General features: G+C 57.3%; 17 protein-coding genes, 2 tRNA genes and 1 pseudogene. 6 read left to right on the plus strand and 14 right to left on the minus strand.

All coding sequences use genetic code 11. The annotated features are described in order from the left end of the window. The first annotated feature begins 195 nt into the window (after positions 1-195). The 3 genes from KFS80_RS10660 (at position 196) to KFS80_RS10670 (ending at position 2,108) form a co-directional block, all read left to right on the plus strand. A complete protein-coding gene (locus KFS80_RS10660) occupies positions 196-768 on the plus strand; it encodes a PBECR2 nuclease fold domain-containing protein (protein ID WP_338109594.1) in 573 nt (190 codons plus the stop codon). A gap of 255 nt (positions 769-1,023) precedes the next feature. Further along, a complete protein-coding gene (locus tag KFS80_RS10665; RefSeq protein ID WP_212544778.1) occupies positions 1,024-1,431 on the plus strand; it encodes an MbcA/ParS/Xre antitoxin family protein in 408 nt (135 codons plus the stop codon). Continuing rightward, on the plus strand, positions 1,428-2,108 hold the full coding sequence (locus tag KFS80_RS10670; protein WP_212544779.1) for an RES family NAD+ phosphorylase: 681 nt from the start codon (positions 1,428-1,430) through the stop codon (positions 2,106-2,108). Before KFS80_RS10665 ends, KFS80_RS10670 begins: the two co-directional genes overlap by 4 nt. Positions 2,109-2,152: 44 nt before the next feature. On the opposite strand, the pseudogene KFS80_RS10675 reads toward KFS80_RS10670, so the two are convergent. Continuing rightward, positions 2,153-2,356: pseudogene (locus KFS80_RS10675) on the minus strand (DUF3077 domain-containing protein); the annotation flags it as partial. A 21-nt stretch (positions 2,357-2,377) separates the two neighbouring features. Between KFS80_RS10675 and KFS80_RS26935 the strand changes: the two are divergent. Next, positions 2,378-2,608, plus strand: a complete 231-nt coding sequence (locus KFS80_RS26935) for a hypothetical protein (protein ID WP_246541805.1) — start codon at positions 2,378-2,380, stop codon at positions 2,606-2,608. 123 nt (positions 2,609-2,731) lie between these two features. On the opposite strand, the gene KFS80_RS10685 is transcribed toward KFS80_RS26935, so the two are convergent. From KFS80_RS10685 to KFS80_RS10710, 6 genes are all read right to left on the minus strand, one after another. After that, positions 2,732-2,807: transfer RNA gene (locus tag KFS80_RS10685), tRNA-Thr, on the minus strand. Between the two features lie 521 nt (positions 2,808-3,328). Continuing rightward, entirely contained in the window at positions 3,329-4,564 is a 1,236-nt protein-coding gene (locus KFS80_RS10690) for a methyltransferase (RefSeq protein ID WP_212544781.1), read from the minus strand. Then, complete coding sequence (locus KFS80_RS10695; protein WP_159815479.1) at positions 4,545-5,234, minus strand: ABC transporter permease; 690 nt, start codon at positions 5,232-5,234, stop codon at positions 4,545-4,547. The genes KFS80_RS10690 and KFS80_RS10695 overlap by 20 nt, the downstream gene beginning before the upstream one ends. Further along, positions 5,235-5,927 carry an ABC transporter permease gene (locus tag KFS80_RS10700; RefSeq protein ID WP_007909165.1) on the minus strand — a complete coding sequence of 231 codons (693 nt, stop codon included), beginning with the start codon at positions 5,925-5,927 and terminating at the stop codon, positions 5,235-5,237. Between the two features lie 78 nt (positions 5,928-6,005). Further along, positions 6,006-6,755 (minus strand): ABC transporter substrate-binding protein, encoded by a 750-nt coding sequence (locus KFS80_RS10705; protein WP_053116574.1) that lies wholly within the window; start codon positions 6,753-6,755, stop codon positions 6,006-6,008. Between the two features lie 13 nt (positions 6,756-6,768). Continuing rightward, the gene (locus tag KFS80_RS10710; protein ID WP_053116575.1) at positions 6,769-7,542 is read right to left on the minus strand and encodes an ABC transporter ATP-binding protein; all 774 of its coding nucleotides are present in this window, start codon (positions 7,540-7,542) and stop codon (positions 6,769-6,771) included. Between the two features lie 116 nt (positions 7,543-7,658). Between KFS80_RS10710 and KFS80_RS10715 the strand changes: the two genes are divergently transcribed. Next, on the plus strand, positions 7,659-7,919 hold the full coding sequence (locus KFS80_RS10715) for a hypothetical protein (protein WP_212544782.1): 261 nt from the start codon (positions 7,659-7,661) through the stop codon (positions 7,917-7,919). Positions 7,920-8,096: 177 nt separating this feature from the next. Next, on the plus strand, positions 8,097-9,488 hold the full coding sequence (gene gabP / locus KFS80_RS10720; protein ID WP_212544783.1) for a GABA permease: 1,392 nt from the start codon (positions 8,097-8,099) through the stop codon (positions 9,486-9,488). Positions 9,489-9,558: 70 nt separating this feature from the next. Here gabP and KFS80_RS10725 read toward each other — a convergent pair whose 3' ends face one another. From KFS80_RS10725 to KFS80_RS10755, 7 genes are all read right to left on the minus strand, one after another. Next, positions 9,559-10,011 carry a hypothetical protein gene (locus KFS80_RS10725; RefSeq protein ID WP_212544784.1) on the minus strand — a complete coding sequence of 151 codons (453 nt, stop codon included), beginning with the start codon at positions 10,009-10,011 and terminating at the stop codon, positions 9,559-9,561. A gap of 6 nt (positions 10,012-10,017) precedes the next feature. Next, a complete protein-coding gene (locus tag KFS80_RS10730; protein ID WP_053116577.1) occupies positions 10,018-10,431 on the minus strand; it encodes a hypothetical protein in 414 nt (137 codons plus the stop codon). A gap of 28 nt (positions 10,432-10,459) precedes the next feature. Further along, a complete protein-coding gene (locus KFS80_RS10735; RefSeq protein WP_212544785.1) occupies positions 10,460-11,434 on the minus strand; it encodes an alpha/beta hydrolase family protein in 975 nt (324 codons plus the stop codon). A gap of 68 nt (positions 11,435-11,502) precedes the next feature. After that, entirely contained in the window at positions 11,503-12,561 is a 1,059-nt protein-coding gene (locus KFS80_RS10740; RefSeq protein WP_212544786.1) for a PDDEXK nuclease domain-containing protein, read from the minus strand. Between the two features lie 175 nt (positions 12,562-12,736). Next, entirely contained in the window at positions 12,737-13,078 is a 342-nt protein-coding gene (locus KFS80_RS10745; protein ID WP_212544787.1) for a hypothetical protein, read from the minus strand. A gap of 79 nt (positions 13,079-13,157) precedes the next feature. Further along, positions 13,158-13,949 carry a TSUP family transporter gene (locus tag KFS80_RS10750; RefSeq protein ID WP_212544788.1) on the minus strand — a complete coding sequence of 264 codons (792 nt, stop codon included), beginning with the start codon at positions 13,947-13,949 and terminating at the stop codon, positions 13,158-13,160. A gap of 336 nt (positions 13,950-14,285) precedes the next feature. Then, positions 14,286-14,361, minus strand: a tRNA-Phe gene (locus KFS80_RS10755). Positions 14,362-14,419: the final 58 nt, after the last annotated feature.

A 14,419-nucleotide genomic window follows, 5' to 3' on the forward strand; every position in this document is an offset into this window, starting at 1 on the left:
GCTGTGGCGATTTTTCCCACCTTCGCTCGGCAGCAATCCTTCCCGATACCAGAAGCGTCCGATTGCAAATGAGGATGTGGCTGATTTACCCCACCGCCAAAAACCAGCGAAATATGGACTTGTTACTTTGAGGATTTTGTTAAGGCCGAATCCATTGCAGTTAAGGATATTTCCGCCTAGCCAAGGCGCGACTGGGTGAGTACCAATGAATTTGCCAGGAAAGCGCGCTACTCCCAATCAAACCAATTGGATAGCCCTTGGCTTACCGGACATACGCGATATCGAAGTGAGGTTATTGAATTCGAATGCTCGAGAAATTCCTGGTGCGACAAGTTGGAATTGGCTTGGGAGCAGGTTGCGTTGGGGTTTGGGTTGTCGGAAGGCAAGAGTTACTTCGTGATACAAACGCCTTACGTCGCGGTCACTGTCAGACGCGAATACCTACTACATATCGTCGAAAAAAGGCCCAATGCGCGAGAGCGCTTCACCGAGTTTGCATTGGATACCATTCAGAATCCCTTGGAAATCTGGCAAATTTCCTACGATGACGGTTCGATGCGACTGGCGTTCATCGGTGCGTACGACACGAAATATCAGATGCTTGTGGTGATCCACGCTGACTATGGACACGCTCTCTGGAATTTCATGAACTGCGACAAGAAAGCGTTGAATAAGCATCGCCATGGAATACTGGTGTATCAGCGTTTCCAAACCGCCAAACAAAAAAAGCAGCCTGAAGAGGCTGCTTTTTCTGAAGTAGGTGCTTGATATTGTGCTCCCTCAAGCAGGGGAGAAGAGGTCTCACCCGAGCGCTGATATTCAGGTCATCAACGGGGTTCCTAACGCCGACTATTGCCACCTGAAGGCAGTCGGTTTCGCGCTCTTGGGGCCGATTCTCTGTCAGGCGTATTGGCAAGTCAAACGAAAAATAGGCAGTAGGAGTCCGCATATGAAGCGCTTTATTTGTTTGGTTCATATGTGTACTAATCTTGATGTATCACATAACGAGTTGGTAACGATCTGATGCCTACTTCACCTCCAGCCCTCACTCCAAGCGAACAACTCGACGCCCCCGAAGCTGGCCGCGTCGCGCTGAAGTTCTTCTTCAACCTCATGGAGCGTTGGGGCTGCAGCGCCGAGCAGCAACGCACATTGCTGGGCGGCGTCGGCAACACCACGTTCTATAAATACAAACACCTGCCGAACATACGCCTGCCCAACGACACCCTTGAGCGTATCTCCTACCTGATGGGCATTCACAAGGCGCTGAGCATCATCTTCAGCAACAGCCGCGACCGCGCCTACACGTGGGTCAGCAGCCCAAACACGGCGTCGCCGTTCAATGGGCAAACGGCGCTGGATTACATGCTCGCCGGACGCGTGGTCGACATCGCCGATGTGCGCCGCTACCTCGATGGGGTGCGCGGTTGAAGGTGCCAGAGTTAGTGGATGTGGCGTGGCCGCGAGCCTATCGGATCGTTAACAGCAGCTTCCCGCCGATTGCGCTGTTTGAAGATGTGCTCGATCCCGAAGACCTGGAAATCGCCTACGCGATTGAGGCGCTGACCAATGATCGATTGATAGAGCAGGCCGGCGTTCTCGCCCGAGTGCGTCCCGAAGATCGACTCTCCGGCCCCGGATCGACTCCGGTGATGGCTGCGTTTACTCATATCGGCAAACGTAGCCGTTTCTGCGACGGCACCTTCGGCGTTTACTACGCCGCAAGCAGTCAGGCGGCTGCCATCGCAGAGACCTGTTATCACCAGGAGCGATTTCTGGCAGCGACTCAGGAAGCGGATCTTGAGTTGACCATGCGCACTTACGTCAATCGGGTGGTTAAACCGTTACACGACATTCGTCACGATCATCCCGAATTGCACAATCCGGATCCTGAGGCTTATGGGCCGTCTCAGGTTTTCGCCCGGCAACTGCGCGAAACCGAGTCATGGGGACTGCTCTATAACAGCGTTCGATCGCCGGGCCATGAATGCGTCGCCGCGTTTCGGCCGCCAGCGCTATCGATTCCGAAGCAGGGCAAACATTTACGCTATGTGTGGAGTGTGAGTCAGCAGAAGATTTCGTTTGTGTTTGAAATCAGTCAGGTCTGAAACGCAAAAAGCCCTCGCATCAGCGAGGACTTCACGTGGCTGATTTACATCAACGGCTTGTCCGGCAGCGCATCCATTACTTTCACAACATCATCGATCAGCGCCTTGCTCAATTCCTGCAAATATTGCGAGGCATAGGCGTGATGATCAGCATTGCGCCCGACTGAGGAGTCCGCAGTGAGCAGTCGTGAAATGTGCAGCAAGTGTGAGACGTGGGAAAGGGCGGTGATCACCGGCACACCGCGATTGGCAAAACGAGGAGATCAGCGATGGTCGATGAACTGGAGCAATTCCAGCAGGGCTTACTGGAGTCTGTACGTCAGATGAAGGCCGGTGAGGCCGCGCGCGTTACGTTGATGCCATTCTCTGTGGCGGAGGAACAAAGCGTCGAGGCATCAAGCGATATTGGATCGGAAAGCCTGATTTCCATTGAACCCGCCAGTTCAGGGCAACGAGAAATGCTGCTCATCCGATTACATCTTTTTATGGGTACGCCATAATTATTGCCAGTTCATAATTTGGCATAAAGACGGAAATTTGAGCTGAAGCAGAAACGCTGCCAAAAATATAAACACCCCAGAAACAACAAAGCCCCTGCATTTCTGCAGGGGCTTTGTTTTGTATGGTGCCGGCACCAGGAGTCGAACCCGGGACCTACTGATTACAAGTCAGTTGCTCTACCAACTGAGCTATACCGGCGTGTGGGCGACGATTATAGCGACTGGATAATTTCTGTAAACCCCTGAATTCAGACTATTTTTGCATCTCTGAAAATCAGGCCCTGCGCAGTACATTTCGCAGCGCTTGCACCGTCCGCCCGATGCGACTGTTTGGCCGGGCGAATGGCTGCGCTTCTGCGTGTTCGGCGCGGTGAAGGGCGGTCGCGAGGTGGTGTTGGGCGTCGCGTTCGCCAGGCTCAGACGTTAATTATCGAGGAGCCCATTTTCAGTCTTGGGCGTGGGTGATAAGGCCGCTGAGCTTTGCTTTTTTTCGGCGGTTATGTCGTTTTGATTGGCGGCTTATGCACAACCGAGCACCGTGAAGACGTGCTTAGGCCGGTTTTTGTGGACGCGTTCTCATTTTGCTCGCAAATCCCTGTTTTATTGGTTTTTTCTTTATGTGAACAAAAAATGACCAGAGCTGTTTCAGCACCGAAACAGGCGTGGATATTGGATCCGAGTAAAATCCATCAACAGAGTTATCCACAGGCTGGCGGTGGTTTATTCGCGTTCGGCCAACAACAGGAAATTGCGCGGAGTCAGCGCTGATTCGCAGAAGGTGCCGAGGCGTACGGCGTATCCCTGTTCGGTGAGGAAAAGTGCCCGATCGAGGTTCAGCCAAAGCTCCAGTGGTCGTCGGAATAATCCGCGCAGCAGTTCCAGATTGCGTACTTCGGCCAATCGTTGCCATCCCGCCGCTTCCAGTGCGGCCCAATCTGGCGTGCCGACTGTGGATAACTCTTTGAGATCGGCCAGATCACGACAGTAATCGGCGAACGGTTTGTCCAGCCAAGCGCTGGGCAGGGAGGGCGTTGGCAAGTATTCGTCGACGCCGCGCACTTGCCGTTGCAGCAGGTCGAAAGCAAGGCGTCGGGCCATCGAGGTGTCACGCTGACGTCGGACGCGTGCACCAGCGGTGACGGTTTCACTCATCGGCAGAGCGAGATCTTCCAACGAGAGTTGTAGGAACGATGTTAATCCGGCGTAGGACAAGGCCTCATGTTCGCTTGTGCAAATGCGGTTGTAGCAGCACGGCGCGATCGCCATTTGCTGGCAACCTGCGGCACTGGCCAGTTGCATCAATCGCACATGCAGGTCACCGCAGGCGTGAAGGGCGACGGGCGTGTGATTCGCGCTCAATACAGCAGAGGCGTTCGCCGCCAGTACATCCTGTTCCACATGCAAAGCGTGCAAGTGATGACGCTGACTTAACGCCTGACCGCTGGCGACCAATAAAGGATCGTATTCAACGCAAGTCAGTTGCTGCCCCGCGCCCAACAAGCGTCGCCCCAAATGCCCCTTGCCAGAGCACCAGTCCAGCCAATGCATCGGCTGCGAGGCAAAAGCCAAACGGCTGGTAAACGCCTCGATCTGCTGCCACTTGCGCCCCGGTACATCGACATTCAACCGATGCCCCGCAGCTTCCAGCGCATGTCCCGGCAACTCGCCAACCACGCTCAACTCAGCCGACAACGCCGCCAATGAAGCAAACGGCTCCGGCGCATCAGCAAGATCAGCAGGGTGGTTATGAGCGTTTTCCGCCTCTTCCAGCGACCGTCCGCGTAGCCACGAGGACAATTCCGGGTAGGACGCTTCCCAAGCAAGCGAAAGATGGGTGAACGGTCGAGGTTTCCACAGCGCCTGATGCTCAATCAAAAAAGCATCCAGCGCCGTGAAGCGGGCGAGTAAGTCCTCGCCCGTCAGCACGTAGGAAGAATCAACGCCCTTGGCAGGCATCGACGCGCAGCCAGCGCTCCAGCAGCTTGAAGCCGCGCACCAGCACGTAAGCCATCAGCAGATAGAACACGCCCGCCGCGAAAAAGATTTCCACCGGCAGATAGGTGCGCGCAATGATCGTGCGCGCCATGCCGGTCAGTTCCAGCAAGGTCACGGTACTGGCCAGCGCACTGGCCTTGAGCATCAGGATCACTTCGTTGCTGTAGGCCGGCAGGCCGATGCGCGCCGCGCGCGGAAGGATGATGTAGAACATCGCTTTCGGCTTGGACATGCCCAAGGCCCGCGCCGCTTCGATCTCGCCCGGCGGAATCGCCTGAATCGCCCCGCGCAGAATCTCGGCGATGTACGCCGCCGTGTGCAGGGTCATGGTCACCGTGGCGCACCAGAACGGATCGCGCAGGTACGGCCACAACGCACTTGCACGCACCGCGTCGAACTGCGCCAAACCGTAATAAACCAGAAACAGCTGAACCAAAAGTGGCGTGCCACGGAAAAAGAAGATGTAGGCGTAAGGCAACGAGCGCACGTACCAGAGCTTGGAGGAGCGGGCGATGCCTAGCGGAATCGCCAGCAGCAAACCGGCGATGACAGCGATGGCCACCAGTTCCAGAGTCAGGGTCGCGCCCTGCGCCAGTTTCGGCAGCCACTTGATGATGACTTCCCAGTTCATTTAAGCGCTCCTCGCAAAGCCGCGAGCGGCGCGTTTTTCCAGGAAGTGCATGCCGGTCATCGCCAGCACGGTCAGGCCCAGGTACATGATCGCGGCGACCATATAGAAGGTGAACGGTTGTTTCGACACGGTCACGCCAATTTGCGCGTGACGCATGATTTCTTCCAGGCCGATCACCGAGACCAACGCGGTGTCTTTCATCAGGATCATGAACAGATTGCCCAGACCGGGCAGGGCGATGCGCCACATCTGCGGCATGATCAGACGGGTGAAGATCCGCCATTTCGACAGGCCCAGGGCCTGGCCGGCCTCACGGTGGCCTTTGGGAATGGCGAGGATTGCACCACGGAACACTTCCGTGGCGTAAGCGCCGAAGCACAGGCCGAGGGCGATCACGCCAGCGGCGAAGGCGTTGAGTTGCAGGTCGGGGTTGCCGAAGAACTCACCGAGGGCGCGCATCAGGTTGACCGTACCGAAGTAGATCAACAGTACCCAGAGCAATTCCGGGACGCCACGCACGAGGGTCGAATAAGTGCCGCCAAGCCATTGCAGCGGCTTGTACGGGGAAGTCTTGGCCAAGGCGCCGAGCAGACCGAGCACCAGTCCCAGGCACAGGGCCGTGAGGGCCAGTTGGACGGTCATCAGCGCGCCGGCAGCGAGGGCCGGGCCGAATCCGTAGAGGTCGATAATCATGGAATTCTGTTCAAATTGCGGCAGGCAAAGTCGGGAGCCAGCGCCGTTGCATCACGGCGCCAGTCCCACAGGTCAGGATCAGTAGATGCTGAACGGGAAGTACTTGTCGTTGATCTTCTTGTAGGTACCGTCGGCGACGATTTCCTTCAGGGCAGCGTTCAACTTCTCACGCAGTGGATCGCCTTTACGTACAGCGATGCCGATCTTGTCGCTTTCTACGACCGGGTCACCTTTGAACTCGTAGTTCTTGCCCGCGTCGCTTTTCAGCCAGTCATAGTTGGCGTACTTGTCGGCGAGGATCGCGTCGACACGACCAGAGGTCAGGTCGAGGTAGGCGTTTTCCTGGGTGTCGTAGAGGCTGACTTTGATGTCATCGGCGTAGGTGTCTTCCAGCCAGGTACCGGCCAGGGTTGCACGCTGAGTACCGATGGTCTTGCCCTTGAGCGAGTCCTTGTCGGTTTTGAAGTCGACGTTTTTCGGTGCGATGAACTGCAGCTTGTTCGAGTAGTACGGGTCGGTGAAATCGACCGCGCCTTTGCGCTCTTCGGTGATCGACAGCGAGGAGATCAGGAAGTCGAACTTCTTCGCGTTCAGGGCCGGAATGATGCCGTCCCAGTCGGACGTGACCACGCTGCATTCGACTTTCATCTTCGCGCACAGGGCGTCGCCGATGTCTTTGTCGAAGCCGACCACGTTGCCGCTGGCGTCTTTGTTGTTGAACGGCGGGTAAGCCGCTTCGATGCCCATCTTCAGGGTTTCAGCCATGGCACCGGCGCTGAACGCGAGGGTGACGGCGGCGGCCAGGAAGACCTTTTTATAGTTCTGCATGCATGTTGCTCCGTTAGCGGTTGCTGGACATGAATTGTTTGCAGCGCGCCGAAAGCGGGTTTTCGAACACCTGCTGTGGCGATCCTTGCTCTTCTATAAGGCCTTGGTGAAGGAACACCACTTCGCTGGAGACCTGACGGGCGAAGCCCATTTCGTGGGTCACGAGCAGCATGGTGCGGCCTTCTTCGGCCAATGCGCGGATGACACTAAGTACTTCCTGAACCATTTCCGGGTCAAGCGCCGAGGTGGGCTCGTCGAACAGGATCACCTTCGGTTGCATCGCCAGCGTGCGGGCAATCGCCGCGCGTTGTTGCTGACCGCCGGACAATTGCGCCGGGTACGCGTGGCGCTTGTCGGAGATGCCGACCTTGGCCAGCAGCGCTTCGGCGACTTCGATCGCTTCAGCTTTGCTCTGACCGAGCACGCGACGCGGGGCCTCGATGATGTTGTCGAGGATGCTCATGTGCGGCCACAGATTAAAGTTTTGAAACACAAAACCAATCTCGGAGCGCAGGCGATTGATCTGTTTGCCGTCGGCGGCAACCAGTTCGCCATTCTTGGCAGCCTTGAGCTTGAGTTCTTCACCGGCCACCAGAATCTGGCCCTGGTGCGGGTTTTCGAGCAGGTTGATGCAACGCAGGAACGTGGACTTGCCGGAACCGGAGGAACCGAGGATCGAGATCACATCGCCGTCGCGGGCGGTCAGCGAGATGCCTTTGAGCACCTCAAGCTGTCCGTAGCGTTTGTGCAAGTTGCGGATTTCAAGCGCGGGCGTGGCCTCAGCCATGTGCGTTCCTCATATATGTTGCGCTCCAGCTGTTGGGTGGCCTTCCTGGCGAGGCGGCCAAGCTAGCATAGCGTTTCAATGGCAGCCAACAGCGCTACGAGCGGTTAACGGGTGGCATGTGGCAGGTTGTCGCATCGGCACAGCAGACTGTCGCCCCATCAACAACCGAACGGGTGTTTGATCGTGCAAACCCGTGGGTGTCGCGTAAAAAAAGGCGCGATGTTGCCAGCTTTGGCGGGGTGTTGGAAGCGCTATCCGGCCGAACGTTCCTGATTCGCCCTTTTATTGTGCATCCCACACTTTTTCAGTGTGTTTCTGGTGCGCTGATTCGTCTTGAAAGTGAGTCGCAGGGTAACGTTCTGGCGAATAGCCATTAATCTCAATGAGTTGCGATGAATGTCCGGTCGCACGCAAAGCCGCGATCCAGAAGACTTTGAAACATTTTGGCGCATTTATTGCGTGCAGAATCCGGAACGCCCTGTTGGTTTCTTTTTACGAGAAAGATCACGCCAGACAGGACGGACTGAATCGCTTTCCTCGCAAAGGTAGTTTCGATGAGCAGTACCCCAAGCTCCAATGGCCTCGAACAGGGGCTCAAACCGCGTCATGTGACCATGTTGTCGATCGCCGGTGTGATCGGCGCCGGTCTGTTCGTTGGCTCCGGCCACGCCATCGCTGCTGCCGGCCCTGCTGTGCTGCTGGCTTATGCCGCCGCCGGTACCCTGGTGGTGTTGGTGATGCGCATGCTCGGCGAAATGGCTGTTGCCTCGCCGGACACCGGTTCGTTCTCGACGTACGCCGACCGTGCCATCGGACACTGGGCCGGTTTCACCATCGGCTGGCTGTACTGGTGGTTCTGGGTATTGGTGATTCCACTGGAAGCCAACGCCGCCGCGACCATCCTCCACGCTTGGTTCCCGGGCGTAGGCATTTGGGCTTTCGCGCTGATCATCACCATGCTGCTGACCGTCACCAACCTGTTCAGCGTGAAGAACTACGGTGAATTCGAATTCTGGTTTGCCCTGATCAAAGTGCTGGCGATCATCGGCTTCATCGCCCTCGGTCTTGCAGCGATCTTCGGCTACCTGCCGAACAGCCAGGTCAGCGGTGTGTCGCACCTGTTCGACAGCGGCGGCTTCCTGCCAAACGGCATGGGCGCGGTACTGGGTGCAATCCTGACTACCATGTTCTCCTTCATGGGTACCGAAATCGTGACCATCGCGGCCGCGGAATCGAAGAACCCAGGCAAGCAAATCTCCAAGGCCACCAATTCGGTGATCTGGCGGATCGGCTTGTTCTACCTCGTGTCGATCTTCATCGTTGTGGCCCTGGTACCTTGGAACGATCCTACGCTGGCCAACCTCGGCTCCTACCAGACCGTGCTTGAGCGCATGGGCATTCCTAACGCGAAAATGATCGTCGACATCGTCGTTCTGGTCGCAGTGACCAGCTGCCTGAACTCGGCGCTGTACACCTCGTCGCGCATGCTCTTCTCCCTCGGCAAGCGTGGCGATGCCCCGGCCATGTCGACCCGCACCAACAAAAGCGGCACGCCTTACTGGGCGGTGATGCTGTCCACCGGCGCAGCGTTCCTCTGCACTTTCGCCAACTACGTGGCCCCGGCCGCGGTGTTCGAATTCCTGCTGGCCAGCTCCGGCGCGATCGCACTGTTGGTGTACCTGGTAATCGCCTTCTCGCAACTGCGTATGCGCAAGCAGCGCATGGCACGCGGCGAGAAAATCGTCTTCAGCATGTGGCTGTTCCCGGGCCTGACCTACGCGGTGATCATCTTCATCGTCGCGGCCCTGACGATCATGCTGTTCCAGGAAGCGCATCGCGTGGAAATCCTCGCGACTGGTTTGCTGAGCCTGATGGTGGTGGCTGCCGGTTTGTTGGTGGCACGCCGTCGAAAGCTGGAAAAACGTGGTGCGGTGGTGTTGAACTGATCCGTAACGCGTAATGCAAAACGGCCGCTGTCAGAGATGACTAGCGGCCGTTTTTGTTTTTGAGCGATGTTTATTCGCTCTTGTCTTCCTGTGCTTCCACCGACCTGCCATAAGCATCCAGCGCAATCCCGAAATCGGTGATGAACTGTGGCTCGCTCAGCCAGGCCTGTGCTTCTTCGATCGTTACGCCTTCGGCCCACATGCGGTAGTCGATCAGCATGTCGGCGGCCAGGTGGGTGGCGGCCATGCCTTCGTTGTCGGCGTTTTCCATGTCCAGCAGTTCAGGATGATCAACGATGACGAACGCCAGTTCGCGCAGCAGGGTCAGCAGCATTTCGTTGCGGCTGATGGCTTCGGCGTCGCGCATTTTGCTGAACATCGCCAGGACGTATTCCGGCACCGGCTCGGCGAGGTGGTCGAGGTCTTCGTCCTGCTCCAGCGGCTTGCGGCCGACCATACGGATTTGCTTGGCTTTGGCCTTGGCGCGTTTGGCGCGTTTCTGTTGCTTGTTCAGGGATGCCATGGGAGCTCAGTTCTTCTGTTGGGTGTTTGCGGCGATCGCGTCGGACGCCGCCACATAGTCGGCCTGGAAGGCCGGTGATTCGATCCATGCCAGCGCGCCGGCCTCGTCGGTTTCCTGCGACCACTGGCGATACTCGATCAGCGCGGCGAGGATGAAGTCCATCGCGCCTTCTTCGCCTTCCTGCTCGTAAACCAGTTCCAGCAGCGGGTCTTCGAGGAACGCGGTGCAAAGGGCTTGCTGGCTGATCTTCTCGGCGTCGATCATTTTCTTGAACAGCTCGGTCAGATCCACCGATTCGAAGTCGATGCGGTCGTCGTTCGGATCCAGCTCGACCGGCGCTTCAGCGCGTTTGGTGCGGTTCTGCTTGGCCTTGGCTTTGGCCCGGGTGGCGCGTTTTTGCTGCTTGTTGGCGGAGGCCATGATGTGTTCCGTCGTGCGTTGAGAGGGCTCAGCTGCGCGGGACTTGCCGCCCCGGTGTGTCGGGGGCCAGTGCGCCGGTGTGCAGCCAGGTCAGAGCGATGGGCCATAGTGTGGCTTGGTATGCGCTGCGAAAAAAGGCGAAATGTCCGACTTGTTGTTCGCCTATGTCCTGCGGTTCGATGCGCAGGTGGGTTTTTGAAGCGTTGCTGAAGTAGTCGAGCAGGCGTTCGATGGCCGCAATCGTGCCGTAGGGATCGTCGCTGATGCTGATGGCCAGCGTCTGCGCGCGGACATTGGCGAAGGGCAGGGTGCCGGTTTTTTTCATCAGTGCGCGACCGCTCGGGCGCCCTTCAAGACGCGCGGCAGGCGTGCTCCAGTCGCGTACAACGCCTGTCGGCGTGTCCTCCAGCCAGCCGAGGCGTTTGCCGGGGAAGTAGCCGCAGAGCAGGGTCATCAACGGCATCAGCAGATGCCATTTGCCAAACATGCGCCAGCGATGCTCGGGCGCGTAATCTCGCCAGTAGGCGAACTGCGCGCCGACAGTGACCAACCGTCGGATAACTCGCCCGGACTCGGCCAAGCCCGCCGCGCAACCGCCAAAACTGTGCCCGACCACGTCAATCGGCTGACCGGGAAACTCACGTTGCGCACGCTTGAGCATCGCCTCGAAATCCAGCGCGCCCCAATCAGTCCACGAAGCGTTCAGGCCTTTGATCGAAGCCTGTCGCGATTCGCCGATGCCGCGGTAGTCGTAGGTGATGACGTCGAAGCCATTGGCGAACAGATAGGCGGCGAATCGCGAGTAGTGGCCGCAGCGCACGGAGGTGGCGGCGTTGATGATGACCACCGGGCGCTGGGCATCGGGGGATGTGTGACGCCAGGTGAAACCGCCCAGCACATAGCCGTCGGTAGCCGATTCTTTGAAAGGCTCGCCTTGAGCAGTATTCAAAATCGGCGACCTTGACTGCACATCCTGCGTTGCGGGCATGTCCTGACAGCTCATGACTCTCGACCTTGACGGGTAAGCTGCCAACGATAGTCTCCGCGCCGCCCGGGAACAATCCGTAGGGTTTATTCAGTGGATTGAGTCAGCATGCGTTCTTCGATCAAGGCCTGTTCGCGATTGAGTTCTGCGCGCAACTCTTCTTCACTCGGCAATATCGTTTTGTAGCTGCTGGCGAACAGTTGTTCGTTGCCTTTGAGCATTGAATAGCGCGCCACCGAATCGTTGCTTTCGGCAGACAAAATTATCCCGACTGTCGGCTTGTCGCCCTCGCTGCGCATCAGCTCGTCATACATGCGCACATACATGTCCATCTGCCCGACATCGCGGGCGCTGAGCTTGCCGCGTTTGAGATCGATGATCACAAAGCATTTGAGCAGGTAGTTGTAGAACACCAGATCGATGTACAGATCGACGCCGTCGGTACTGATGCGTTGCTGGCGAGCAACGAAGGAAAAGCCTTTGCCCAGTTCGAGCAGAAAGCCCTGCAGGTGATCGATGAGGGCTTGTTCGAGACTGCTTTCCCTGACCTTGCCGGCTGACGGCAGGCCGAGAAACTCGAGCATGACCGGATCGCGAATGAACTCACGCGGATTGCATTTCATCGCTTCGATGTTGGTGGTGGCTTCTTCGATCACGTCGGCTTTGTCTCGACTCATGAGGAGCCGCTCGTAGTAGAGGGTGAGAATCTGGCGATCGAGGGCGCGGCTTGACCAGTTCAGATTGGCGCACTCGTCCATGTACCAATGCCGCGCTTTTTCATTGTTCACCCCCAGAAGCCGTCGATAGTGGGTCCAGCTCAATTCGTGACGCAGTGCGTCACGAATTGGAAACGCCTGATAAAAGAGGCGCATATAGCGCAGATTTGATGCGTCAAACCCCTTCCCGAACTGCGCCGTCAGATCCTTCGCCAGCAGAGCCAGCAGTTGCTTTCCATAGCCCGCACGCTGGGCGCCCTGTTGCTCAAACTCGACGATATGCCGGCCGATCTGCCAGCAGGTCTGCACTTGAATCGTATCAACCGCTCGCAGCACTTTTTGCCGTGCCTGACGAATCAACTCGCCAAGCTCCCCCAGCAATGAATCGATTTTCGGGTCTTGCGTGTCAGCAGGTTTTAACTGGCTCATCGGGTCTTTCGCTTCATTGTGAACAGACGCAAAAGCATGCCCGGCGTCGCCGTTTGAGTATGTCGGGAGAGACGGTGAAATCCGCAGGAAGAGGCGATTGGTCATGCAGGACACTGCCGGGGAAAAGGACGTTGGCGGGCAGGGTCTGTAGTCCATTTCTTACGAGCGCCAAGTGCTACCGGTATTTACGCCGGGCCCTGCTCGCAGGTTTGCCGATACGCGTCAGTCGATGCCACGCCACCCCTGCGATCAGCAGCAATCCGCCAAAAAATCCTTCAAAAACGATATGAAACCAGTACGCGCCCGGTTGCCCGGCAAGGGTGTAGACCTTGGCCGGCCCGCCGCGAGTGGCGGTGGTGATGGTGTCGTGAATCAAGCCGTCGATGACCGAGTAGCACAGCAGCGCGCCGGTGCTGATCAGAAACACGCTGATCATGATCGCCAGTCCTCTCGACACCAGGCTTTCCCGAGGTGGCGGCGGATGGGGCAGGGGGATGCGAGTGCGTTTCTGGTTCATCGCGGGGATGACCCTCTTCCGTAAGGGCGGATCTCTGAGGATGGGATCGCGGGTTTTCATGGTTGCGGCGTGATGCTGCTCAAAACGAGGCCACTGCCTGCGAGAGCACAACGCGCAATGGGTTGCTTTCAACACTCAGCAGTTTGATGGCCAAGGCGCAGCAAACCACGATCAGCATCGGTTTAATCAGTCGCGGCCCGACTCGAACAGCGGCACGCGCGCCTAACTGAGCGCCGAAAAACGCCGCCAGTGCCATGGCAATTGCGACTGGCCAGATGATCACGCCTTTGGTGATGAACACCGCCAGCGAACCCAGATTGCAGGATGCGTTGGCGAGCTTGGTAAAACTCATGGCGCGCATCATGCCCAAGCCGCACAGAAGGACAAATCCTACGATAAAGAAAGAACCCACGCCCGGCCCGAATATACCGTCGTAAAAGCCCAGGATGGGCGCAACGGTAAATGAAAACAGCAGAATTCCTATTCGCTTGCGTCGATCTTCATTCGCCAGTTTTGGCGACAGCGCAAAATAGATGGCCACCAGAATCAACATGATCGGCACGCAGGCTTCGAGGTAGCGCTTGTCGATTGAGCTGACCAGCAGCGCACCGCTGGCGCCGCCAATGAAGCCACAGATCATCAGATAGCGACCTTCCCGCCATTCGATCAAGCCTTTGCGGGCAAAGGTTGCCGTGGCCGAGATCGTGGCTGATGCCGCCTGAAACTTGTTCGTGGCAATGGCGCTGATCGGATCCACCCCCGCTAGAAATAAAGCCGGCAGGGTGATCAAGCCGCCGCCCCCAGCGATCGCATCAAAAAAACCGGCGCAGAACGCGACGAGCGCGAGCATGCCGATGATGTCCCAAGACATTGTGTTCCCTCGTTGTCAGGTTACTTCCGTGTTGTAAGTCTGGTGTAGAGCGATGCGGTAACTCTTCCTCGCATTGTGCCAAAACCGAAGCGTCGTGTATGTCGTCCATTTCCGCTGTGGCCTACGGAGCATTCAGACAGGTTTGAGAGACTACAGGGATGTGCGACTCCGGGCCTTGTAGGCTTATTCGTCTGATCGCGATCTGATGCTTGTTGGGAGGGGTAGATAGAGGGGGAGGGAAACGTTGTCCGGCGATTCCGTCGATATGAAACCGTGCCTTACCAAATCGCAGACATAAAAAAACCCTGAATCTTGCGATTCAGGGTTTTCGGTATTTGGTGCCCAGAGACGGAATCGAACCGCCGACACGGGGATTTTCAATCCCCTGCTCTACCGACTGAGCTATCTGGGCAACGGGGCGCATTAAAAGGGTTTTTCGGATTTACGTCAACGACTTTTTTAAAATTTCT

The organism is Pseudomonas rustica, assembly GCF_018336155.1.
Classification (GTDB): Bacteria; Pseudomonadota; Gammaproteobacteria; order Pseudomonadales; family Pseudomonadaceae; genus Aquipseudomonas; species Aquipseudomonas rustica.